Here is a 21,079-nt window from a genome sequence, read left to right on the forward strand (position 1 = left end):
GGCTGACGTCCGGCTGTCCAATCGGGGCCGAAACCTGTAAGGCGTGGAGCGCGCGATAAAAGGCGCTATTTAAGTCCGAATCTATCTATATCAATAGTTGTAAAGCCGGAGAAATGCGGATAGGTAGCGCACTAGCTTCCCGGAACAGCATCGGGTCTCGGGAGGTACAAATGCGTCGCACGGCACAACTGGTCCCCGTTCTCACTCTTGTCGCGGGCAGCACCCTGCTCTCCACGGCGGTCGCGCACAGCGCTGACGCGGGCACCACCTCGGGCACCACCTCGGGCACCACCTCGGGCACCACCTCGGGCACCACCTCGGGCACGGCCACGGGCACGGCCACGGGCGTCACCGCGGCGCCGGCCGCCCCCCGGCCGGCCGAGGAGGAGGCCGCCGACACGAAGACCGAGCAGAACACGGTCCGGCGCTACTGGACCGAGGCGAAGATGGAGGCGGCCAAGCCGCTCGAAACCCTCGCCCCCAAGAAGGAGGGCATCCGGCTCGCCGCGGCGGCGATCGCGGCCCAGGCCGCGGCCCCCCCCGTCTCCGTCCCCGCGACCTCACCGGGCGGCGAGACCGTCACGGTCGCCCGGGGGTACACGGTCGCACGCGCCACCACCGGGGCTCGGTGGACCCGCGGCGGAGCGATCGCGAAAACCGCCGGCCGGGTCTTCTTCACCTACCAGGGCCGCAACGCCTCATGCTCCGCGAATGCCGTGACCAGCGAGAACAAAAGCACGGTGATCACGGCCGGGCACTGCGTGAGAATGGGCGGCGCCTTCCACGACAACTGGGTGTTCGTGCCGGGATACGAGAACGGCAATCGGCCGTACGGCACGTGGGTGGCGACCACCCTGTACACCACGGCGCAGTGGAACAACAGCGAGGACATCAACTACGACGTGGCCGCCGCCGTGGTGGCGCCGTTGAACGGCAAGTCGCTGACCGACGTGGTCGGCGGCCAGGGCGTCTCCTTCAACCAGTACCGGCGGCAGCGGATGCACTCCTTCGGCTATCCGTCGGGCAGCCCCTACGACGGCTCCAAGCTGATCTACTGCAGCGGGCGGGCGTTCGACGACATCATGATGTCCCGCGACATCGGCATGAACTGCAACACGACCGGCGGATCGAGCGGCGGGCCCTGGTTCCTCGACTTCAACGAGAGCACCGGCCTGGGAACCCTGAACTCGGTGAACAGCTTCAAGTACAGCTTCGCCGCCGGCTGGATGTTCGGCCCCTACTTCGGGACCGACGCGCGAGCCGTCTACCAGGCCGCGCAGATCACCAACACTCCCTAAGTATTTACTGAAAGTAGTCGCAAGAACACACCTGGTAGTGCAAAATCGGGGTTCATGACCTCGAGCCTCCCCCTGCTTGCGGCTGCTCCGCTCGTCGCCGGGTTGCTGAGCGCCCCCATGATCGACACCACGGCCACGGAGCACGGGCAGCAGGCCGCAAGCACCCCCGCCCACCCCGCGGGGAAGGACTCGGTCGCCGCCCCCGCCGTCGTCGAGCACATGACCGCCCCCGGCACCTCGGACCAGCGTCGTGTGCTCAGCTACTGGACCCCTGACCGGATGGCGCGCGCCGTCCCGATCGATCTCCTCGGGACGGTGGCCGGGCTTCTGGGGAGACCCGCCGCCGCGACCGCCCCGCACGGGACGGTGACCGGAAGACCACAGGAGCCCGTCGTCCCGGCCACCCGGTCCGCGACGACGGCCCAGACACCGGAGAAGGCCTCCGCCCTGACCGGTCTGCCCCAGACACCGGAGAAGGCCCCCGCCCTGGCCGATCTGCTTCAGGCGGCGCCTCGGGCGCCACGGGGGCCCGCCGTCCCGGCCGCCCAGCAGGTCGCCCCCGCCGGAGAGACCCGCGGACGGCTGCGCGCCGCGGCCCGCGTCAGCGGGGCACGCTGGAACTCCGGCGGCTCCGTGGCCCGCACCACGGGCCGGGTGTTCCTCACCCTCGGCGGAACGGACTTCGTGTGCTCGGCGAGTTCGGTCAAGGCGGCCAACAGGGATCTCGTGGTGACCGCCGGGCACTGCGTCAAGGACGGCACCGGCGCGTGGGCGGATAACTGGATCTTCGTCCCCGGTTACGACCAGGGGCGCCAGCCCTACGGGCAGTTCACCGCGCGTCGCATGTTCGTCGCGGGGTCGTGGTCGCGCAGCGCGGACGACAGCTACGACGTCGGCATGGTGGCGGTCAACCCGAGGAACGGCAAGCACCTGACCGACGCCGTGGGCGGCCAGGACATCACCTTCGGCGCGGCCAGGGGCCGCCACACCTACGGCTTCGGCTTTCCCGCCGATTCGCCCTACAACGGCGAGCACCTCGTCTACTGCGCGGGTTCGCTCCGCGACGACCCGAACGACCAGACCAACGACCAGGGCCTGCGCTGCGACATGACCGCCGGATCCAGCGGCGGCCCGTGGCTGAGCGGCTTCGACCCCGCCACCGGGCGCGGCACGCTCACCTCGGTGAGCAGTTTCAAATACAGCGACGACCGCCGCACCATGTACGGACCGTACTTCGGTGAGGCGACCAGGCAGCTCTACTCCACGGCCCAGAACTCCTAGCGCCGGTTACCGGTCACGACGTTCTTCCCTCACCTCGCCGACTCACCGTGATGGCCGCCCACCCCCGGCGGGCCCGGCGCCGGCTCCACCGCGTCCGGGCGAATGAGGAAGCCGGGCGTTCCGGCCGGAAGCACCACGAGAGGTGCGAGCCAAAAAATCACAAAGCGTGATGATCAGGTTTTCAAGGATCCTGGAAACACCGCACGGAGTGGCACCACACGAACCGGGGCAGGTCCCCACGGGGGGAATCGACGCTGTCCACTGCAGGATTCACGATCTGCACCATCGGCCCAGAAACGCCCCGATCGCTGATCGCAGCCGTCGTCCGGATGCGGGTGGGCCGTCAACGGGGCCACCTTCCATCAGGCGGCCCGGCGACACCGTCGGCGATCCTCAGACACCGTGATCCTCAGAAAGGGCATGGCCCATGAAAATCGAGAAGGCCAAAATCGTCGAGCTCCTCCGGTCCCGTGGTGACAACGCCATGGCGCAGGAAGCCGACAAGCGACTGCCCCCGCAGATCGACACCGACCAGCACGCGGAGCAGCTGTCCAAGCTTGGCCTGAGCCCCCAGGACCTCATCGCCAAGCTCGGCAGCGGCGGCCTGCTCAGCTGACCCGGAACCCCGGGGAAGACCGGCCGACCCGCAACCGGGGAAGGCCACACCGTGATCACAAGTGCTCAAAGGCGAGCCTGGTGAGCCGGTCCAGCGAAACCCGCTGACGCCGGACGGGCTGCAGACCGTCCGGCGGCTCATCGGGATCTCCCGGCGGCCACGACCGCCCGGCATCGCCCGAAATGGGCGCGGGACAGGCGTTCGCGCCCCCGCCTCAGTGATCGGGAACGGTTTTTCAGAGGGTCAGGCCGGTGAGGACCATGACTTTCTCGTAGGTGAAGTCGTTCATGGCCGAGCGGATGCCCTCGCGGCCGACTCCCGACTCCTTGACCCCGCCGTAGGGCATCTGGTCGGCGCGGTAGGACGGGACGTCACCGATGATCACACCGCCTGCCTCGATCTCCCGGTTGGCCCGGAAGGCGGCCTCCAGGCTGCGGGTGAACACCCCCGCCTGCAGGCCGTACTTGGAGTCGTTGACCGCGGCGAACGCCTCGTCCACCCCGGACACGGTCTGGATGATCATCACGGGGCCGAAGACCTCCTCGCAGGAGACCTTGGCGGCTCGCGGCACGTCGGTGAGGACGGTCGGCGCCACGGCGGCGCCGTCGCGGGTGCCGCCGGTCAGGAGACGGGCGCCGGCGGCGACGGCCTCGTTGACCCACTGCTCCACGCGCTCGGCGGCCTGGATCGAGACCAGCGGACCGACCTGCGTCTTCTCGTCGGCGGGGTCTCCGGTGATCAGGGCCTCGACGGCCGGAACCAGCCTGGACACGAAGTCGTCGTGCACGGACTCCTCGACGATCACCCGCTGGACCGAGATGCAGCTCTGTCCGGCCTGGTAGTTGGAGAACAGCGCCACCCGCGAGGCGGCCCAGTCGAGATCGGCGTCGGCGAGCACGACCGCGGCGGCGTTGCCGCCGAGTTCCAGGGTGACGTGCTTGCGCGGAGCCTGGTCCATGATCGCGTAACCGACCGGGCCGGAGCCGGTGAAGGAGACGATCGGCAGGCGGGGGTCGTCGACCAGGGCCGCGGCGCGGTCGTTGGGCACCGGGAGCACGGAGAACATGCCTTCGGGCAGTCCGGTCTCGGCCAGGATCTCACCCAGGACCAGCGAGGAGACCGGCGTCGCCGGGGCCGGCTTGAGGATGACCGGGGCGCCGACCGCGATGGCCGGGGCGACCTTGTGGGCCACCAGGTTGAGCGGGAAGTTGAACGGCGTGATCGCCAGGACCGGGCCGTGCGGGACGCGCGAGATGTAGGCGAGGCGGCCGGTGGCGGCGGCCTCGGTGTCCAGGCGCATGGCCTCGCCGCCAAGGCGGCGGGTCTCCTCGGCGGCGAACCGGAAGGTGGAGATCGCACGGTTGACCTCACCACGGGCCCAGAAGATCGGCTTGCCGTTCTCCTCCGTGATCAGGTGGGCGATCTCGTCGGCGCGCTCGGCCAGACGGCGCGAGACGTGGGCGAGTGCCTCGGCCCGCACGTGGATCGGGAGTGCGGCGGCCTCCTTCCGCACGGCCGCGGCGGCGGCGACGGCCTCGGCGACCTGCCCCTCGGTCGGCACGGAACAGATGGCGACGACACTGCCGTCATACGGGTTGGTCACGGTCAGCTCGGCGTCCCCGGTGGCGGGGCGACCGGCGAGCCAGAAGGGGCGCACGTCCATGCCTCCGACGGTATGCCACGCACCTGGGCGCGATATCGCTCCACTTCGCACAAGAGCCTTGCACCGGCGCGCCGTTACGCATAAAACAGTCTCCTGCCCAGCGCTGTAACAAAAACATGGGCATTGAGGGATATTCCTTATACGTCGCCGGTTTGAATCGGCTCCGGCATGGCTAAGTCCCCCAGGGAACTTTGAGAACGGAAGGGCGTGGGCGCATGACCTCCTCGGCGCCGCGCGGCCTTCAGGGTGCCTACCTGCTGGGCGAACGGGCCTCGCAGGACGAGCTCCGCGGCAAGCTGCTCGACGTGGCCAGCCAGCTCCTCGTCACCATCGGGCCCGAGAGCCTGTCGATGCGCCGCATCGCCACCGAGGCCAAATGCTCGACGACCGTCATCTACACCATGTTCGGCAGCAAGGAAGGACTCGCCGAGGCCCTCTATCTGGAGGGCTTCGAACGATTCCGGCGCCGCCTGGAGGCCGTACCCCCGCGCAAGAACGCCCTTGAGCACCTCAGCGCGCTCGGTCCCGCCTACCGGGACGCGGCACTCTCCGAACCCGGCTACTACGCCCTGATGTTCGAGCGCGCGATTCCGGGCTTCGCCCCGAGCGAGAGGGCCAGGACCCTCGCCCGGGCCGCGCTCAACGTCCTCGACCGGGTGATCGCCGACTGCATCTCGGCGGGATACATCATCCCGATCCAGCCCAGGAAGATCGCCGACGCCCTGTGGGCCGCCGCCCAGGGCGCCATCAGCCTTGAGCGCGCCGGGCACCTGCGTGACAGCAGCGTCTACGAGGCGGTCACCTACGCCACCGTCTCCCGCTATCTGGCCGAAAAGCCCCCGGTCTCGCATTCCTGACCCCCGCGCTCCCGGCCGCGCGCGAGCCCCGCTCGGCGACGGCGACGGCGACGCGAGGAGCGTTCAGTCCGCCGCGGCCAGCGCGACCCACAGCTCGGCGCGGACCGCCGGATCGTCGAGGTCCCGGCCGAGGAGTTCGGCGGTGCGGCGCATGCGGTAGCGCAGGGTGTGGCGGTGCACCCCGAGCCGTTGCGCCGCCGCGTCCCAGTGGCCGTTGCATTCCAGGTAGGCGCGGAGGGAGCCCAGCAGGTCCGCGCGGGAACCGTGCTCCCTGAGCGGGGCGAGGAGCGCGGAGGAGAACGCCGCGGTCACGTCGGGGTCGAGCAGGGACATCAGGCTCTGGCCCGCGAGGTCGGCGAAGCGCATGACGGGCACGGCCCCGCGCCTGGCCGAGACGAGTGCCCGATCCGCCTGTTCGAGTCCGGTGCTCAGGTTCTCGGGGCTCACCGCGGCGCCGATCCCGAGCGGGCCGTGCTCCCGGAGCGCCGAGAGCGCCTCGTCGGCCCTGCCCTCCGGGACGACGAGGACCACCCGGCCCTCATCCTCGGCCGCGAACTCGTTGCCGGCCGCCTCCAGGACCGCTTCCCGGTCTCCCCCGGCGACGATCACCACCAGCGGCCCGCAGGGGAAGGCGTCGCCCAGCCGCTCCAGCGTCTCCCTCCCCGCCCGCACCTGACCGGCCAGCAGCAGCCGGAGCACCGCGGAACGGACCCGGCGCTCGGCGGCCAGGTGTTCGCCGCCGTGCTCGATGGCGAGCGTCAGCAGGGATCCGGCGGCGTTGACCACGGTGTGCGCGACCGGGGTGAAGGGCCTGCCGAGTCCGACGGCGAAGAACCCCCTGATCCGGCGGGCACCGAGCGGCTGCACGATGACGTGCTCCAGCGGCGTGGAGAGCGCCAGGCTCGCGGGCGCGTCCCTGCCCCCGGACTTCCTCAGGCGCTCCAGTTCGGGGAGGAGGCCCTTGGCGGCGGCGGCCGCCCCCTTCCCCGTCGCGTGCCGTACGGCTCCCGCCTCGTCGAGCAGGAGCGCCCAGCCCCCGAGTTCGCGGGCGAGGCCGTCGATCACCGCTCGCGGCCCCTCGGGGCGGAGGGCGGCGCGGGTGAGGCGGCTCTGAGCCGCGAAGGCGCGGCTGATCTCGTCGTACTGCTCGGCGGCGAGCAGCTCGCTGACCACCTTGCCGATCGCGACGAACGGGGTGTCCCGCGGCACCTCGATCAGCGGCAGCCCGGCCCGCGCGGCGGCGGACAGCAACGCGTCCGGGATCCTCTCGTGCCCGAGGCCGACGCCGAAGCCGAGCCCGGTGACCTCCTTGCCGACCAGCCGGTCGACGTACGGCCCGGCGTTGCGGGCGTCGAGGCGCATGCCCGTGGTGAGGACCAGCTCACCGCCCTCCAGGAACGGGGTCGGGTCCTCCAGCTCGCTGACCGCCACCCAGCGCACCGGCCGGTCGAGTGCGTCCTGTCCCGAGAGCACGCCGAGTTTGTGCGACAGGCGCCGTACGACGGTGCGGAGCGTCGGTGCCACGACCATCCCCCGATTTGTACGTTACGGCCAGTGTGTTACCTCCAACTTTGCCATAGCGCAGCATCGGCACACCGACACGCGCGACATACCGTCACATCATGAGCACCGTCATCGAGGGCGGCCCCTCGCTTCCTCAGGAGCGCCGCGTCGTCACCGAGATTCCCGGCCCGAAGTCTCGCGAGCTGTTCGCGCGTAAGCAGTCCGCCGTCCCACCCGGCATCGGCACCACGCTGCCGGTCTTCGTGACGCACGCCGGCGGCGGTGTCGTCGTCGACGCCGACGGCAACTCGCTGATCGACTTCGGCTCCGGCATAGCTGTGACCAGCGTCGGCAACTCCGCCCCGCGCGTGGTCGAGCGGGTGCGCAAGCAGGCCGCGGACTTCACCCACACCTGTTTCATGGTCACCCCGTACGAGTCCTACGTCGAGGTCTGCGAGAAGCTCAACCGGCTCACCCCCGGCGACCACACCAAGCGCACCTTCCTGCTCAACAGCGGCGCCGAGGCCGTGGAGAACGCGGTGAAGGTCGCCCGCCACGCCACGGGCCGCCAGGCGGTCGTCGTGTTCGACCACGGCTACCACGGCCGGACCCTGCTGACGATGTCGCTGACGGCCAAGAACATGCCGTACAAGCACAGGTTCGGCCCGTTCGCCCCAGAGATCTACCGGGTACCGCTGGCCTACCCGTTCCGCTGGCCCACGGGTCCGGAGAACTGCGCCGAGGAGGCCGCGGCTCAGGCGATCGACCAGATCACCAAGCAGATCGGCGCGGAGAACGTCGCCGCCGTGGTGATCGAGCCGATCGCGGGCGAGGGCGGTTTCATCGAGCCCGCCAAGGGCTTCCTGCCGAAGATCGCGGAATTCTGCCGGGAGAACGGCATCGTCTTCATCGCCGACGAGGTCCAGACCGGCTTCTCCCGCACCGGCGACCTGTTCGCCTGCGAGGACGAGGGCATCGTGCCCGACATCATCGTCACCGCCAAGGGCATCGCGGGCGGCCTTCCCCTGGCCGCCGTCACCGGCCGCGCCGAGATCCTCGACAAGGTCCACGTAGGCGGGCTCGGCGGTACCTACGGCGGCAACCCGCTCGCCTGCGAGGCGGCGCTGGGCGTGCTGGAGACCATCGAGGCCGACGACCTGACCGGCAGGGCCCGTCGCATCGGCGAGGTCATGCTCCCCCGGCTGCGTGCCATCGCCGAGAAAAGCCCCGCGATCGGCGACGTGCGCGGGCGCGGCGCCATGATCGCCATTGAGCTGGTCGTTCCCGGCACCAAGGATCCGCACCCCACGGCGGCGTCCGAGATCGCCGGGAGGTGCCACGCCGAGGGACTGCTGGTGCTGACCGCCGGCACGTACGGAAACGTGCTGCGATTCCTTCCTCCCCTGGTCATGCCCGACCATCTGCTGGAGGAAGGTCTGGCGATCCTGGAGAAGGCCATCGGCGAGGTGTGACCGTTTAGACCCCCGCAAAAGGGGCACCCGGCTTGTGCCGAGTGCCCCTTTTGCCGTCCTACGGCACCTATAAAGGAAGCAATTTAACCACCGCTTGACATCCAGCAAAGCGATCACGAGCCTCGTCGGCGTTATAACGGTTCCGATATGAGACTGCAGATCGGGACGGGAAGCGTGATGAACTGGGGGCCCACGAGAACGGCACGAGCCATGATGACGTTCGATCCCGAAGGGCTGAGCCGTACTCAGTGCGAGGGTGACGCCTGCGTGGCGTGCCACAAGAAATGGCCGCGTCCGAGGATCAGAATCGGCCGTCTACCCGACGACAGGACCCTGTTCGCCTGCGAGGAATGCGCGGATGCGCTTCTTCCGGAATCACAGGCGAATGTCCACCCCTTCCCCCGGCGCGCGGCCTTCCTCTGAGACGGCTTTCAAGGAAACACCGGGAAAAGCAGGAAAAAACAGGCGTGCCCTCCCCCGCCGGAACGGGGAAGGGCACGGAGCGTACCGGTGACTACTTGGTGTAGCCGACGGCCGTCCAGTTCTTGTCCGAGTACCCGAAGGCACCGTAGTTCGCCAGGGTCTTCTTGGTGGCGAAGATGTCGGGGCGCTGGTACAGCGGGATGGTGTGCACTTCATCCCAGATCAGCTTGTCCGCCTGGTTGCCCAGCTCGACCGCCTTGGCCGGGTCCATCTCGCCGCCGGCCTGCTCGATCAGCTTGTCCAGTTCGGGGCTGCCGATGCGCGGGAAGTTGCTGCCGAAGTTGTCGGGGCTCGTGGGCGACTTGTAGATCTGCGGCAGGGCGCCGAGCGGGAACGGCGTGCCCAGCCACGAGAACGGCTGCAGGTCGAAGTTACCGGCGATGGCGTAGTCGTCGAAGAACTTGTCCTCGGGAACCGGCTCGATGTTGATCTTGACGCCGATCTCCTTCAGCATCGCCTGGGTGAGCTCGCCCTCCTGCTTGGCGGTGGGGTTGGCGGCCGGGACGACGAAGCGGAGCGCGAACTCCTTGCCGTCCTTCTTGCGGTACTCCCCGTCCATCTTCCAGCCGGCGGCGTCCAGGAGCTGCTTGGCCTTCTCCGGGTTGTACGTGCCGAGCTCCCCGGAGTTGTCGACGTAGCCGGCCTGGGTGTTCATGTAGACGTGGTTGTTGAGCGTCTGGATCGGCCAGTCCATGTCCTTGAGGTCGGACTGGGTGATCACCTCGCGGTTGATGCCGAGCGCGATGGCCTGGCGGACCGACTTGTCCTTCAGGAGCGGGGCGGAGCCGTTGACGGTGATGTGGCGCCAGTTCGGGGCGGCGGCCTTACGGATGTCGGCGTCCGGCACCTCCTTGGCCCGCTTGAGGTCGGCGGCGTTCGCCGGGATCGAGACCGCGTCGATCTCGCCGTTGGCGAAGGCGTTCATCGTGGCGCTGGCATCGATCATCCGGAAGACGACCGTGTCGAGCTTGGCCTTGTTGCCCCACCAGTTGTCGTCGCGGACCTCGGTGATGGTCTTGCTGGTCTGGTCGATCTTGTCGATCTTGAACGGACCGGCGGTGACGGGGAGCTTGTTGAGCCAGTCCTTGTTGAACGCCTCGGGCGTCTCGTTGGTGGAGGCGGGGTAGAGCGGCAAGAACAGACCCTTCCAGTCCGGGTAGTTCTTGTCGAAGGTCACGACCACGTCCTGGTCGGTGGCGCCCTTCTCCACCGACTTGATCCGGTCGTACCCGTCGGTCGAGCTGACCTGGTACTTCTTGTCCTTGCCGTTCAGGGCCTTCCACTGAGCCTGGAAGTCCTTGTAGGTGATCGGCGTGCCGTCCGACCACTTGGCCTTGTCGTTGATCTTGTAGGTGACAACTTCCACGCCGTCGGTGAGCTCCATCTTCCACTCGGTGACGTAGTCGGGGTTGTTGACAACCTCGGCCTTGTCGTTGGTGATGCCGATGGCCGGAAGGAGGGGCTCGATCACCTGGTCGGTGCTGTCGTTGGTGCCGTTGACCTGGTTGTAGTTCCACTGGGCCTGGAACTGGCTGAGCGCCAGCTTCACCGTTCCCCCGTCGGCGACCTGGTCGTAGGGGACCGGGTTGATCGTGCTTCCGGGAAGCGTGGCGGCCTGCTCCTGGGCGGCCTGGCTCGACTCCGCGGCCGGCTGCTCCTTGGCGTTGCCACCGGCGCAGGCCGTGAGGGCCATCGCCAGTAGTGCGGTCCCGGCGACCGCCTTGTAACCAACCTTCATGTGTTCCTCCAACAAGGGGGTCATCAGGGACGCGAGATCTGGAGGATCTCGGTCTCCTCGGGGTAGTGGCAGGCGGCACCGTGATCGACGGCGGACGCGAGCCGTACAACAGAGGGCTCTTCCTCGGCGCACCTGCGTGCCTCCGCCTCGCCCAGCAGGGCGCGCTTGGGGCAGCGGGTGCGGAACCGGCAGCCGGACGGAGGGTCGGCCGGGCTCGGCAGGTCACCTTCGAGCAGGATCCGCTCGCGCGAGCGCTCCAGTTCGGGGTCCGGCAGCGGGATCGCCGACAGCAGCGCCCGCGTGTAGGGGTGTGCGGGCCTGCCGTACACCTCGTCGACCGTGCCGATCTCAGCGATCTTGCCGAGATACATGACGGCGATCCGGTCCGCGAGGTGCCGGACCACCGACAGGTCGTGCGCGACGAACAGGTAGGACAGGCCGAGCCTGACCTTCAGGTCCTCCAGCAGGTTGATCACACCCGCCTGGATGGACACGTCCAGCGCCGACACGGGCTCGTCGAGCACGATCAGCTTGGGTTCCAGGGCCAGCGCGCGGGCGATGCCGATGCGCTGGCGCTGGCCTCCGGAGAAGTGCTGCGGGTAGCGCTCGGCGTGGCTCGGGTCCAGGCCGACCAGGCTGAGCAGCTCGGCGACCCGGTTCTTGACGTCCTTGTGGCCGTGCGCGCGGAGCGGCTCGGCGAGGATGTCGCCGACCGGCATGCGCGGATCGAGCGCGGCCATCGGGTCCTGGAAGACGATCTGCAGGTTCTTGCGGAGCGCCTTGCGCTCGGCCTTGGCCAGCTTGGCGCTGTCCTTGCCGAACACGACGATCGTGCCACCCTGCGGCGCCTCCAGCTGCATGATCTGCTGGAGCGTGGTGGTCTTGCCGCAACCCGACTCGCCGACCAGGGCCAGCGTCTCGCCCTGGGCGATGTCGAGGCTGATGCCGTCCACGGCGTGCACCGTGCCGACCCGGCGCTTGAACACCGAGCCCTTCAACAGCGGGTAGTGCCGGATCATGTTCTCGATCCTCAGCACGGTGTCCCGCTCGGCGCGCGGCCTGCTCTCCGCCTTCTCCTCCGGCGCCTCCGGCACCGGGTAGACGTCGCTGCCGCCCAGTCCCTTGAGCTCGATCTCGTGGGACCGGATGCAGGCCGCCATCCGGGTACCCGAGCCGATCCGCACCAGCTCGGGCTCGGCGTCGTCACAGGCGTCGACCTTCATCGGGCAACGCGGCGCGAACGGGCAGCCCGGTGGCAGCGCGGCGGGCGAGGGCGGATTGCCCTCGATCGGGATCAGCCGCCCGGTCGGGCGGTCCATGCGCGGGATCGAGGCGAGCAGGCCGATCGTGTACGGCTGGCGTGGACGGTAGTAGATCTCGTCCACCGCGCCGAGTTCGACGGGCTTGCCCGCGTACATCACCAGCACCCGATCGGCGATGCCCGCGACGACCCCCAGGTCATGCGTGATCATCACGATGCCGGCGCCGGTCTCCCGTTGAGCGGTCTTGAGCACCTCCAGGACCTGGGCCTGGATGGTGACGTCGAGCGCGGTGGTCGGCTCGTCGCAGATCAGCACGTCGGGGTTGTTGGCGATGGCCATCGCGATCATGGCGCGCTGGCGCATACCGCCGGAGAACTCGTGCGGGAACGCCTTGGCCCGCACATCCGGGTGCGGGATGCCGACCAGGTCGAGCAACTCGACGGCCTGCTTGGCCGCCTTCTCCTTGCCGACCTTCTGGTGGACCCGCACCGCCTCGGCGATCTGGTCGCCGATGGTGTAGACGGGGGTGAAGGCCGACAGCGGATCCTGGAAGATCATGCCGATGGTCTTGCCGCGGAACCCGATGAGCTCGTTCTCCGGCATGTCCAGCAGTTCCCGGCCCTGGAGCTTGACCGAGCCGCTGATCTCGGCACCCGCGGGGAGCAGGCCCATCACCGCCAGCGAGGTCACCGACTTGCCGGAACCCGACTCGCCGACGATGCCGAGAACCTCGCCTCGGGCGAGCTGGTAGCTCACTCCCCGGACGGCCTTGATGCCGCCGCGGAAGGTGACGTTGAGGTCGTTCACCTCGAGGATAGGCGTGCTCTCCCCACCTGACCGTGCGCCGTATGTGCTGAAGTTCTCGCTCACTGGTTGCTCCCCGGGTCGAGCGCGTCGCGCAGACCGTCGCCGATGAGGTTGACGGTGAGCACCAACAGGACAAGCAGGCCGGCGGGGAAGAGGAACAGCCATGGATAGCCGGTGACCTTCCCGCTTCCGTCCGCGATCAGCGTGCCGAGCGAGATGTCGGGGGGCTGGACGCCGAACCCGAAGAACGACAGCGCGGTCTCGCCGAGGATCGCCCCGCTGACGTTGAGCGTCGCGTCGATGATGAGCAGCGAGGACAGGTTCGGCACCACGTGCCGAAGGATGATCTTCCAGCCGGGGATGCCCATGTAGCGGGCGGCCATGATGTACTCGCGCTCACGGAGGGAGAGGGTCATGCTCCTGACGACGCGGGAGGTGACCATCCACAGGAAGAGCGCGAGCAGCAGCACGAACCAGAGCCAGGATCCGCCCTTGAGGTTCGGCGAGATGATCGCGATGATCAGGAAGCTGGGCAGCACCAGGAGCAGGTCGACGCCCCACATCAGCACCCTGTCCAGCCAGCCGCCGAAATAGCCGGCGCACGCGCCGACCAGGGCGGCCAGGCCGGTGGAGATGATGGCGACGAGGAAGCCGATGACGATCGACTTCTGCATGCCGTGCAGCGTCACCGCGTAGAGGTCCTGGCCGATCTGGGTGGTGCCCCACCAGTGGTTGGCCGAGGGCGCCTCCAGGAAGGCGAGAAAGTCCTTCTCGGTCCAGTCGTGAGGGCCCAGGAACGGGCCGATGTAGGCCAGTGCCAGCAGCAGGATCAGGCCGATCAGGCCGTAACGGGCCTGCCTGTTCCGCAGCAGACGGGTCAGAACAACCTTGGAACGCATCTCCTACCTCACCCTGACCCTGGGGTCGAGAGCCGCCACGATCAGGTCGGACAGCAGGCCCGCGAAAAGGACGCAGACGGCCGCGAAAGTGCTGACGGCGGCGACGGAGTTGACGTCGTTGGTGTTGATGGAGTCCACCAGCCAGGCGCCCATTCCGTGCCAGGAGAAGATCTTCTCCGTGAAGGTGGCACCGGTCAGCAGCGTGCCGAAGGTGAAGGCGAAATAGGTCGCCGCCGGGACCAGCGCGGTGCGCAACGCGTGCTTGAACAGCGCGGTACGGCGGCGCAGCCCCTTGGCCATCGCGGTACGGACGAAGTCCTGGCCCAGCACGTCCAGCATCATGTTGCGCTGGATCCGGCCGTAGAAGGCGATCTGCCCCAGACAGAGGGAGATCGTCGGCAGGATCAGATGGTTGAGCCGGTTGGTGAACTGGGCCCAGCCGCTGAGCGAGGGATTGTATTCGCCGACGTATTCGATCAGCGGGGTTCCGGCTATCGCGTTGATGTTGACCACGACGATCGTCAGCATCGTGGCGATCACGAAGACGGGGACGGCCAGGATGACGAACGAACTCACCCCGATCACCCGGTCGCTGATGCTGTACTGCTTGACCGCGGCGAACGCGCCGATGACCACCCCGATCCCCGATCCGAGGATCGTGCCGATGAGCAGCAGCCGCAGGCTGACACCCACCCGGCGGCCCATCTCCTCGTTGACCGAGCCGCCGTTCCAGGTCTTACCGAAGTCACCGTGAAGGACACCGGTGGCCCAGGTCACGTAGCGCTCGAAGATCGGCGTCTTGTCGTTCAGGTTGAAGTCGTCCAACGTGCTGTCCACGACCTGAACCGACGGAGGCGGGTTACGGCCCTCGTAGTTGGCTCGTGGGGTGAGGCTTGAAGCGGCGAGAAAATACGCCAGACTCGCGGCGATCGCCACGAGCAGGACGTTACTGATCAGCCGTCTAAGCAGGTAGGAACCCATAGTCCTCCCCTCGTGTGTCGCCTGTAAGCGCGAGGGGCAGCACCGGACACCCGCATGGCGAACCGCGTGTAATCCCCACTAGCGCACGTTTAATCCCGTTATGCCTTCTTTGGCGTGGGATGTGCGAAACCATACCGGCGAGGAAGTGGCGCACTTGGCCACCTCGCATAACGATCCAGGTTCGAGATGTCCGGATTTCGCAACAAATGACCGACGGTGAGAGATTCACTTCGCGATGCCATCGGATTGGGGCCGTCGGGCGGCTCCGCCCCTGAAACGGCGGAGGGCGGCCAGGTGACCCTGACCGCCCTCGGGCGACGGAACGAGCCGCCGAAGCGGCCGTCGTGGACTACCGGCCCCCGCCGGATCGCAGATGATCGACCCTGGGCGGGATCACGGGCGAGGACCCGAGCCGGTCCGCCGGTGATCGGCCCGAGCCGGTGAACGACTCGAAACGTGTGGTCAGGCGGAGAGAAGGACCTCCCGGGTCTGGTCGCGCATACCCCAGGGCGAGCCGTAGGCGTTGAGCAACTCCAGGAAGGGCACGGCGTCGAACGCCTCCGGGCCGAGCACTCCGGTGCCCGACCAGTCGCCGCCCGCCAGCAGTTCCAGCGCGACCACCGGGTGCACGGCCGTCTGCCAGACCACGGCCTGGCAGCCGTACTCCCGCATCGACCACTCGTTGTCGACCACGTGGTAGAGGTAGACCTCGCGCGGCCGCCCGTCCTTGCCGACGCCCTTCACCCAGGTTCCGGCGCAGGTCTTGCCGCGCATCCGGTCGCCCAGCGTGGCCGGATCGGGCAGGCTGGCCGCGACCATGTCACGGGGTGAGGCCTCGACGCCGCCGACCCGGATCTTGTCCGCGTTGTCCAGGCCGAGCTTGTGCAGGGTCTTCAGGACCCCGATGAACTCCTCGCCGAGGCCGTACTTGAACGTCACCCGCTTGGCGTCGATGTAGCGCGGAACGAGCAGCACCTCCTCGTGCTCGACGTTCACGCACTCGACGGGACCGATGCCCTCGGGAAAGTCGAACACCTCCGGCTCGCTGAACGGCTCGGTGGTGTGCCAGTCGCCGTTCTCCCAGATGACCGGCGGATTGAGGCATTCCTCGATGGTCGTCCAGATGGAGAAGGTCGGCGCGAAGGCGTGCCCCTCGACCACCAGGTTCGACCCGTCGCGGATGCCGATCTCCTCGATGCTCTCGAAGAGGTGCTCGGCGGCGTACCGCGCGAACACGTCGGCCAGGCCCGGCTCCACCCCCATGCCCACCAGCGCCAGCCGCCCCCCGTCGCGCCAGGCCTCGTTCAGCGCGAACTGCTCGTCGCCCAGCTTCACCCCGGTCAGCTCGTACGGCCTGCGGGGGTGGGGCCTCGACAACGACATCGCCATGTCGAGGTAGTGCGCCCCGGCGTTGAGCGCCGCCTGGAACAGCGACATGGTGAAACGGGGGTCCACCGCGTTGAAGAGCACGTCGCAGCGGTGCTCGGCGAGGGCCGCCTCGACCGCGGCCTGGTCGGAGGCGTCCAGCCCGATGGCGCTGAACCGCGGATCTTCGATCTTGGCCACGACGTCCGCGGCGCGGTCCTGTTTGGAGTCCGCCACCACGATGTGTTCGAAGAAATCTCGGCGCGCGGCGATCGGGACCACGGCCGAACCAACGCCGCCGGCTCCCACAAGAAGGATTCTCATGAGGCGAGCCTACCCACTGACTGGTCGACCAGTCGATAGTTGAGATGCAACTTTGCCATGGAATCCATCGCCAAACATGACGGACACAACGAAAATCGTCGCGATTTCACGTGGAGGCGGACATGCCTCAAGAAAAGACGAAGCGCTCCGGGGTCGGGGGAACACCCGGAGCGCCCCTGCCGGACCCCTGCCCAGTGGAGGGCGGGCGGGTCCGCAGCCCGTCAAGCCTGGGCCTGGAGACCCCCGTTCATTTCACGAGGTTCTTCCAGCGTTCCGCCCAGTCGGTGTAGTCAGTGCATTCCCCGCCCTGGCCACCGCAATCCTTTGTCGGGCGGGCGGCAAAGAAGACTCGCCGCAGCCACTTGTCGTCCCCGACCTGGTAGATCTCGCACATGCGCTGGGCCCGCCCGGTGCACGCCTCCGGATTGGCGGGCGCGAGCCCCGTCCAGGCGGCGGCCGGACGCTGAGCGTCCGGCGAGCTCATCCAGTTGAGCCACTCGTAGGCGCAGTTCGGGCTGGCGGGCTTGGACGTGAGCATCCACGAGTCGACCGAGCCGGTCATCTGTGCCCCGGCCGGGGTTCTCACCGGACGCTTGGCGCGCTGGAAGAGATCCAGGTAGTACGGCGAGGCCTCGGCGATCCGTATCGTCCCCGCGGAGAAGGGCCGGATCACGTCCAGCGGGTCCTGCCAGTACACGCGGTCGGGGCCGTCGTTCTCCGTGAGCAGCTTCACCGCGGCGTCGAGCTGGACGGGGGTGAGCTGGAACGGATCCTCGATCCCCAGCCCCGGCTCGGTTCTCCTGAGCACGAGCGCGGCGTCGGCGATGCTCAGCGGGGTGTCCCTGATCGCCGCGGGGGACGCGCCGTAGAGGGCCTCCGGCCCCTTCCGCCCGCCTCCCTCGTAGATCGTCTGGTTGACGCCCCAGAGGTAGGGGATGCCGTAGACCTTGTGGTCTCGCTGCAGGGCGGGCAGCTCGCGCAGTCGTTTGGGGATCTGCCGGTAGTCCTGGACCAGCGACGTGTCGATCGGCGCGACCCTGCCCTCCGTCACCAGTTGCCCGGCCAGATCGGGAGCGGGCGAGACGACGTCGTAGGTGCCGCCGCGGAGCTTGGCGGCCATCTCCTCGCTTGTCCGGACCCGGTCGAGCTTCACGACCCGGCATCCGCTCTTCGTCTCGAAGGGCGTGACCCAGTTGACCCGCGAACTGGTCCCGCCGTACTCGACGTCCCCCTGGAACGTCAGCACCTGAAGGGTGCCCTCGCTCTTGCCGATGGACGCCGAGGGCGTCGGGGTGGGCGTCGATCCGGTGGCGGAGGGGGTGATCGCGGGCGTGGCCGAACCGGCTCCCGGGGTGGCCGAGACCGAGGGGCTTCGCGGCGGCTGGGCCCCGCTCACGGCTCCCGCCGGAGCGCAGGCGGCGAGCGCCAGACCGCCCACCCCCGCCAGCACTCCGAGACGCGTACGGCGGAGCATGTCCCTGCCCACGAAATCCCCTCACGACGTAACCGCCACCCTGGCCCGGAGCCTACCTGCTCGCTCCCGTTCCGGAAGGCCGGCGATCCATCCGCCCCGGCCGCCTCCCGCACCGGGTACGGCGGCGCCCCGCGAGAGAGGTCTCTCGCGGGGCGCCGCCGTACCCGGCTCTACTTGTTGGTCGGGAATCCGAGGTTGACGCCTCCGTGGCTCGGATCGAGCCAGCGGGACGTGACGACCTTGCCGCGCGTGTAGAAGTGCACGCCCTCGGTGCCGTGGACGTGGGTGTCGCCGAACAGCGAGGACTTCCAGCCGCCGAAGCTGTAGAAGGCCATCGGCACCGGGATCGGCACGTTGATGCCGATCATGCCGACCTCCACCTCGTTCTGGAAACGCCGGGCCGCGCCGCCGTCGTTGGTGAAGATGGCCGTGCCGTTGCCGAACTCGCCGCCGTTGATCAGTTCGAGGCCCTCCTCGTAGGAGGAGACGCGCACGACCGCCAGGACCGGACCGAAGATCTCCTCCTGCTGGACCCGGGAACCGGCCGGCACGTGGTCGAGAACCGTGGGGCCGAGCCAGAAGCCGGGGGCGTCCTCGGCCGCGGCGCCGCCGAGGATCGGGGTACGGCGGCCGTCCACGACGAGCTTCGCGCCCTCGGCGACGCCCGTGTCGAGATAGGAGACGACCTTGTCGCGGTGGACCCGCGTGACGAGCGGGCCCATCTGGGAGGCGGGGTCGTCGCCGGGGCCGATGGTCAGCTCGGAGACGCGCGAGACGATCTTGTCGATCAGCTCGTCTCCCACCGGGTCCACGGCCAGCACGACGGAGATCGCCATGCAGCGCTCGCCGGCCGAGCCGAAGCCCGCCGACACCGCGGCGTCGGCGACGAGGTCGAGATCGGCGTCGGGCAGGACCAGCATGTGGTTCTTGGCGCCGCCGAGGGCCTGGACCCGCTTGCCGTGGGAGGTGCCGGTCTCGTAGACGTACTTGGCGATGGGCGTGGACCCGACGAACGAGACGGCACGCACGTCCGGGTGCTCCAGCAGCCGGTCCACCGCCACCTTGTCACCCTGGACGACGCTGAAGACGCCGTCCGGCAGCCCGGCCTGCTTCCAGAGCGAGGCCATCAGCAGCGACGCCGAGGGGTCCTTCTCCGACGGCTTGAGGATGAAGGCGTTGCCCGTGGCGATCGCGATCGGGTACATCCACATCGGCACCATGGCCGGGAAGTTGAACGGGGTGATCCCGGCGACGACGCCCAGCGGCTGCCGGATCGAGTAGGAGTCGACCCGGGTGGAGACGCCCTCGGAGAAACCGCCCTTGAGCAGGTGCGGGATGCCGCAGGCGAACTCCACGACCTCCAGGCCGCGAGCCACCTCGCCCAGCGCGTCGGAGTGGACCTTGCCGTGCTCCTCCGAGATGAGCCTGGCGAGCTCGTCGCGGTTGGCGTACATCAGCTCGCGGAAACGGAACAGCACCTGCGACCGCTTGACCAGCGAGGAGTCCCGCCACGCCGGGTAGGCGGCCACGGCCGCGGCCACCGCGGCGTCGACCTCGGCCACCGACGCCAGGTGGACCTGCCCGCTGACCTCTCCGGTCGCGGGGTTGAAGATCTCGGATGTGCGGCCGGACCCCTCGACGGGGGCTCCGGCGATCCAGTGGGTGACGTTCTTCACGACGAGACGACCTCAGCGTTGATGACTTCGAGTACGTTGACGATGATCGCGAGCCCCTCGGCGGCCTCCGCCTCCGTCAGGGTGAGCGGCGGGGCCATGCGGAGCACGTTGCCGTACAGGCCTCCCTTGCCGGCGAGCAGGCCGGCCTTCTTCGTCTCCTCCATGAACCTGGCCGTGAGCGCGGTGGAGGGCCCGCCGGTCGCCGGGTCGACCAGCTCGACGGCGAACATCAGGCCCTTGCCGCGGATGGCGCCGACGATCGGCAGGCGCTTCGCGGCCTCGCGGAGCCCGTCGATGATCAGGGCTCCGGTCTTGGCCGCGTTCGCCTGCAGATCGTGGTCGAGCACGTAGTCCAGGGTGGCGTTGGCGGCGGCCGTGGAGATCGGGTTTCCGCCGAAGGTGGCCAGGCCGACCGCGTGGAGGTTGTCCATCAGGTCGCCGCGGGCGACGACGCCGCCGATCGCGAAGCCGTTGCCCAGGCCCTTGGCGAAGGTCATCATGTCCGGCGTGACGCCGTGGTTCTGGATGCCGAAGAACGCCGAGCCGGTACGGCCCCAGCCGGTCTGGACCTCGTCGGAGATGAACAGGATGCCCTCGGCGTCGAGGACCTCCTTGTAGGCGGCGAACAGCCCGTCGGGGGCCATGGTGAAGCCGCCCACGCCCTGGATCGGCTCGGCGATCAGCGCGGCCACGTCGCCTCCGACCGCGGTGGCGAGCACGTGGCGCAGGTCGTCGACGCAGGCCTTGATGTAGTCGGCGTCCGAAAGGCCCTTGAACTGCGCGAGATGCCGGTCGGCGCCGTGCAGGAAGTGCACGTTCAGCGGCGACAGCGAGTTGTTCTTCCAGGTGCGGTTGCTGGTGACGCCGACCGTGCCGAAGGAGCGGCCGTGGTAGCTCTGCCGCATGGCGAGCACCTGGTCGGTCTTGCGAGCGTAGGTCGCCAGCAGCAGCGCGGTCTCGTTGGCCTCGGTGCCGGAGTTGGTGAAGAAGACCTTCGCGTCCTTGATACCGGACAGCTTGGCGATCTTCTCGGCGAGCTCGATCTGGCCGCGGAGCAGGTAGACCGTGGAGGTGTGCACGACGCCGGTGGCAAGCTGACGCTCGACGGCCTCACGCACCTCGGGCACGTCATATCCGATCATGTTGGTCAAGATCCCCGCGAAGAAGTCGAGGTAGCTCTTGCCAGACGCGTCGACGACCCGGTTCCCCTTGCCGCCGACGATCTCGATGGGCTCGTCGTAGTAGATCGAAAGCCAGTTGGGCATTACCGCGCGGTGGCGCGCAAGGAGATCCGACATAAACCAATTATCCCAGCTTCAGGCCACCACTCCTACCGACAATGTGTCGGGACAATGTCGTCAAACCCGTCATACTGTCAAC

General features: G+C 68.5%; 15 protein-coding genes. 5 read left to right on the forward strand and 10 right to left on the reverse strand.

Going from position 1 to position 21,079, the window contains the following annotated elements:
* Positions 1-170: 170 nt before the first annotated feature.
* The 3 genes from J2853_RS25045 (at position 171) to J2853_RS25055 (ending at position 3,195) form a co-directional block, all read left to right on the forward strand.
* Positions 171-1,298 carry a trypsin-like serine peptidase gene (locus tag J2853_RS25045; RefSeq protein WP_307561946.1) on the forward strand — a complete coding sequence of 376 codons (1,128 nt, stop codon included), beginning with the start codon at positions 171-173 and terminating at the stop codon, positions 1,296-1,298.
* A gap of 54 nt (positions 1,299-1,352) precedes the next feature.
* The gene (locus tag J2853_RS25050) at positions 1,353-2,579 is read left to right on the forward strand and encodes a trypsin-like serine peptidase (RefSeq protein ID WP_307561948.1); all 1,227 of its coding nucleotides are present in this window, start codon (positions 1,353-1,355) and stop codon (positions 2,577-2,579) included.
* Positions 2,580-3,006: 427 nt separating this feature from the next.
* Entirely contained in the window at positions 3,007-3,195 is a 189-nt protein-coding gene (locus J2853_RS25055; protein WP_307561950.1) for a hypothetical protein, read from the forward strand.
* A gap of 235 nt (positions 3,196-3,430) precedes the next feature.
* Here the strand turns inward: J2853_RS25055 and J2853_RS25060 are convergent, their stop codons facing one another.
* On the reverse strand, positions 3,431-4,858 hold the full coding sequence (locus tag J2853_RS25060; protein WP_307561952.1) for an aldehyde dehydrogenase family protein: 1,428 nt from the start codon (positions 4,856-4,858) through the stop codon (positions 3,431-3,433).
* 215 nt (positions 4,859-5,073) lie between these two features.
* On the opposite strand from J2853_RS25060, the gene J2853_RS25065 reads away from it, so the two are divergent.
* Positions 5,074-5,715, forward strand: a complete 642-nt coding sequence (locus J2853_RS25065; RefSeq protein ID WP_307561953.1) for a TetR/AcrR family transcriptional regulator — start codon at positions 5,074-5,076, stop codon at positions 5,713-5,715.
* 63 nt (positions 5,716-5,778) lie between these two features.
* Here the strand turns inward: J2853_RS25065 and J2853_RS25070 are convergent, their stop codons facing one another.
* Positions 5,779-7,239, reverse strand: a complete 1,461-nt coding sequence (locus tag J2853_RS25070; RefSeq protein WP_503167747.1) for a PucR family transcriptional regulator — start codon at positions 7,237-7,239, stop codon at positions 5,779-5,781.
* Positions 7,240-7,337: 98 nt separating this feature from the next.
* Here J2853_RS25070 and gabT point away from each other — a divergent pair, with 98 nt between their 5' ends.
* Positions 7,338-8,690, forward strand: coding sequence for a 4-aminobutyrate--2-oxoglutarate transaminase (gene gabT, locus J2853_RS25075; protein WP_307561957.1), 1,353 nt, complete (start codon positions 7,338-7,340; stop codon positions 8,688-8,690).
* Between the two features lie 514 nt (positions 8,691-9,204).
* On the opposite strand, the gene J2853_RS25080 is transcribed toward gabT, so the two are convergent.
* The 8 genes from J2853_RS25080 to J2853_RS25115 all read right to left on the reverse strand — a co-directional run bounded on the left by J2853_RS25080 (position 9,205) and on the right by J2853_RS25115 (position 20,997).
* Positions 9,205-10,911: an ABC transporter family substrate-binding protein gene (locus tag J2853_RS25080; protein ID WP_307561959.1), complete on the reverse strand. Its 1,707-nt coding sequence runs from the start codon at positions 10,909-10,911 to the stop codon at positions 9,205-9,207.
* A 23-nt stretch (positions 10,912-10,934) separates the two neighbouring features.
* Positions 10,935-13,043, reverse strand: a complete 2,109-nt coding sequence (locus J2853_RS25085) for an ABC transporter ATP-binding protein (protein ID WP_307561961.1) — start codon at positions 13,041-13,043, stop codon at positions 10,935-10,937.
* Entirely contained in the window at positions 13,040-13,879 is an 840-nt protein-coding gene (locus tag J2853_RS25090; RefSeq protein ID WP_307561964.1) for an ABC transporter permease, read from the reverse strand. The genes J2853_RS25085 and J2853_RS25090 overlap by 4 nt, the downstream gene beginning before the upstream one ends.
* Positions 13,880-13,882: 3 nt before the next feature.
* On the reverse strand, positions 13,883-14,860 hold the full coding sequence (locus J2853_RS25095; protein WP_307561966.1) for an ABC transporter permease: 978 nt from the start codon (positions 14,858-14,860) through the stop codon (positions 13,883-13,885).
* A 462-nt stretch (positions 14,861-15,322) separates the two neighbouring features.
* The gene (locus tag J2853_RS25100; protein ID WP_307561968.1) at positions 15,323-16,549 is read right to left on the reverse strand and encodes a saccharopine dehydrogenase family protein; all 1,227 of its coding nucleotides are present in this window, start codon (positions 16,547-16,549) and stop codon (positions 15,323-15,325) included.
* 247 nt (positions 16,550-16,796) lie between these two features.
* Positions 16,797-18,035: an extracellular solute-binding protein gene (locus tag J2853_RS25105; protein ID WP_307561970.1), complete on the reverse strand. Its 1,239-nt coding sequence runs from the start codon at positions 18,033-18,035 to the stop codon at positions 16,797-16,799.
* A 158-nt stretch (positions 18,036-18,193) separates the two neighbouring features.
* On the reverse strand, positions 18,194-19,699 hold the full coding sequence (locus tag J2853_RS25110) for a CoA-acylating methylmalonate-semialdehyde dehydrogenase (RefSeq protein WP_307561972.1): 1,506 nt from the start codon (positions 19,697-19,699) through the stop codon (positions 18,194-18,196).
* Entirely contained in the window at positions 19,696-20,997 is a 1,302-nt protein-coding gene (locus J2853_RS25115) for an aspartate aminotransferase family protein (RefSeq protein WP_307561974.1), read from the reverse strand. The genes J2853_RS25110 and J2853_RS25115 overlap by 4 nt, the downstream gene beginning before the upstream one ends.
* Positions 20,998-21,079 lie beyond the last annotated feature (82 nt).

Origin of the sequence: Streptosporangium lutulentum (genome assembly GCF_030811455.1) — a bacterium.
GTDB lineage: Bacteria > Actinomycetota > Actinomycetes > Streptosporangiales > Streptosporangiaceae > Streptosporangium > Streptosporangium lutulentum.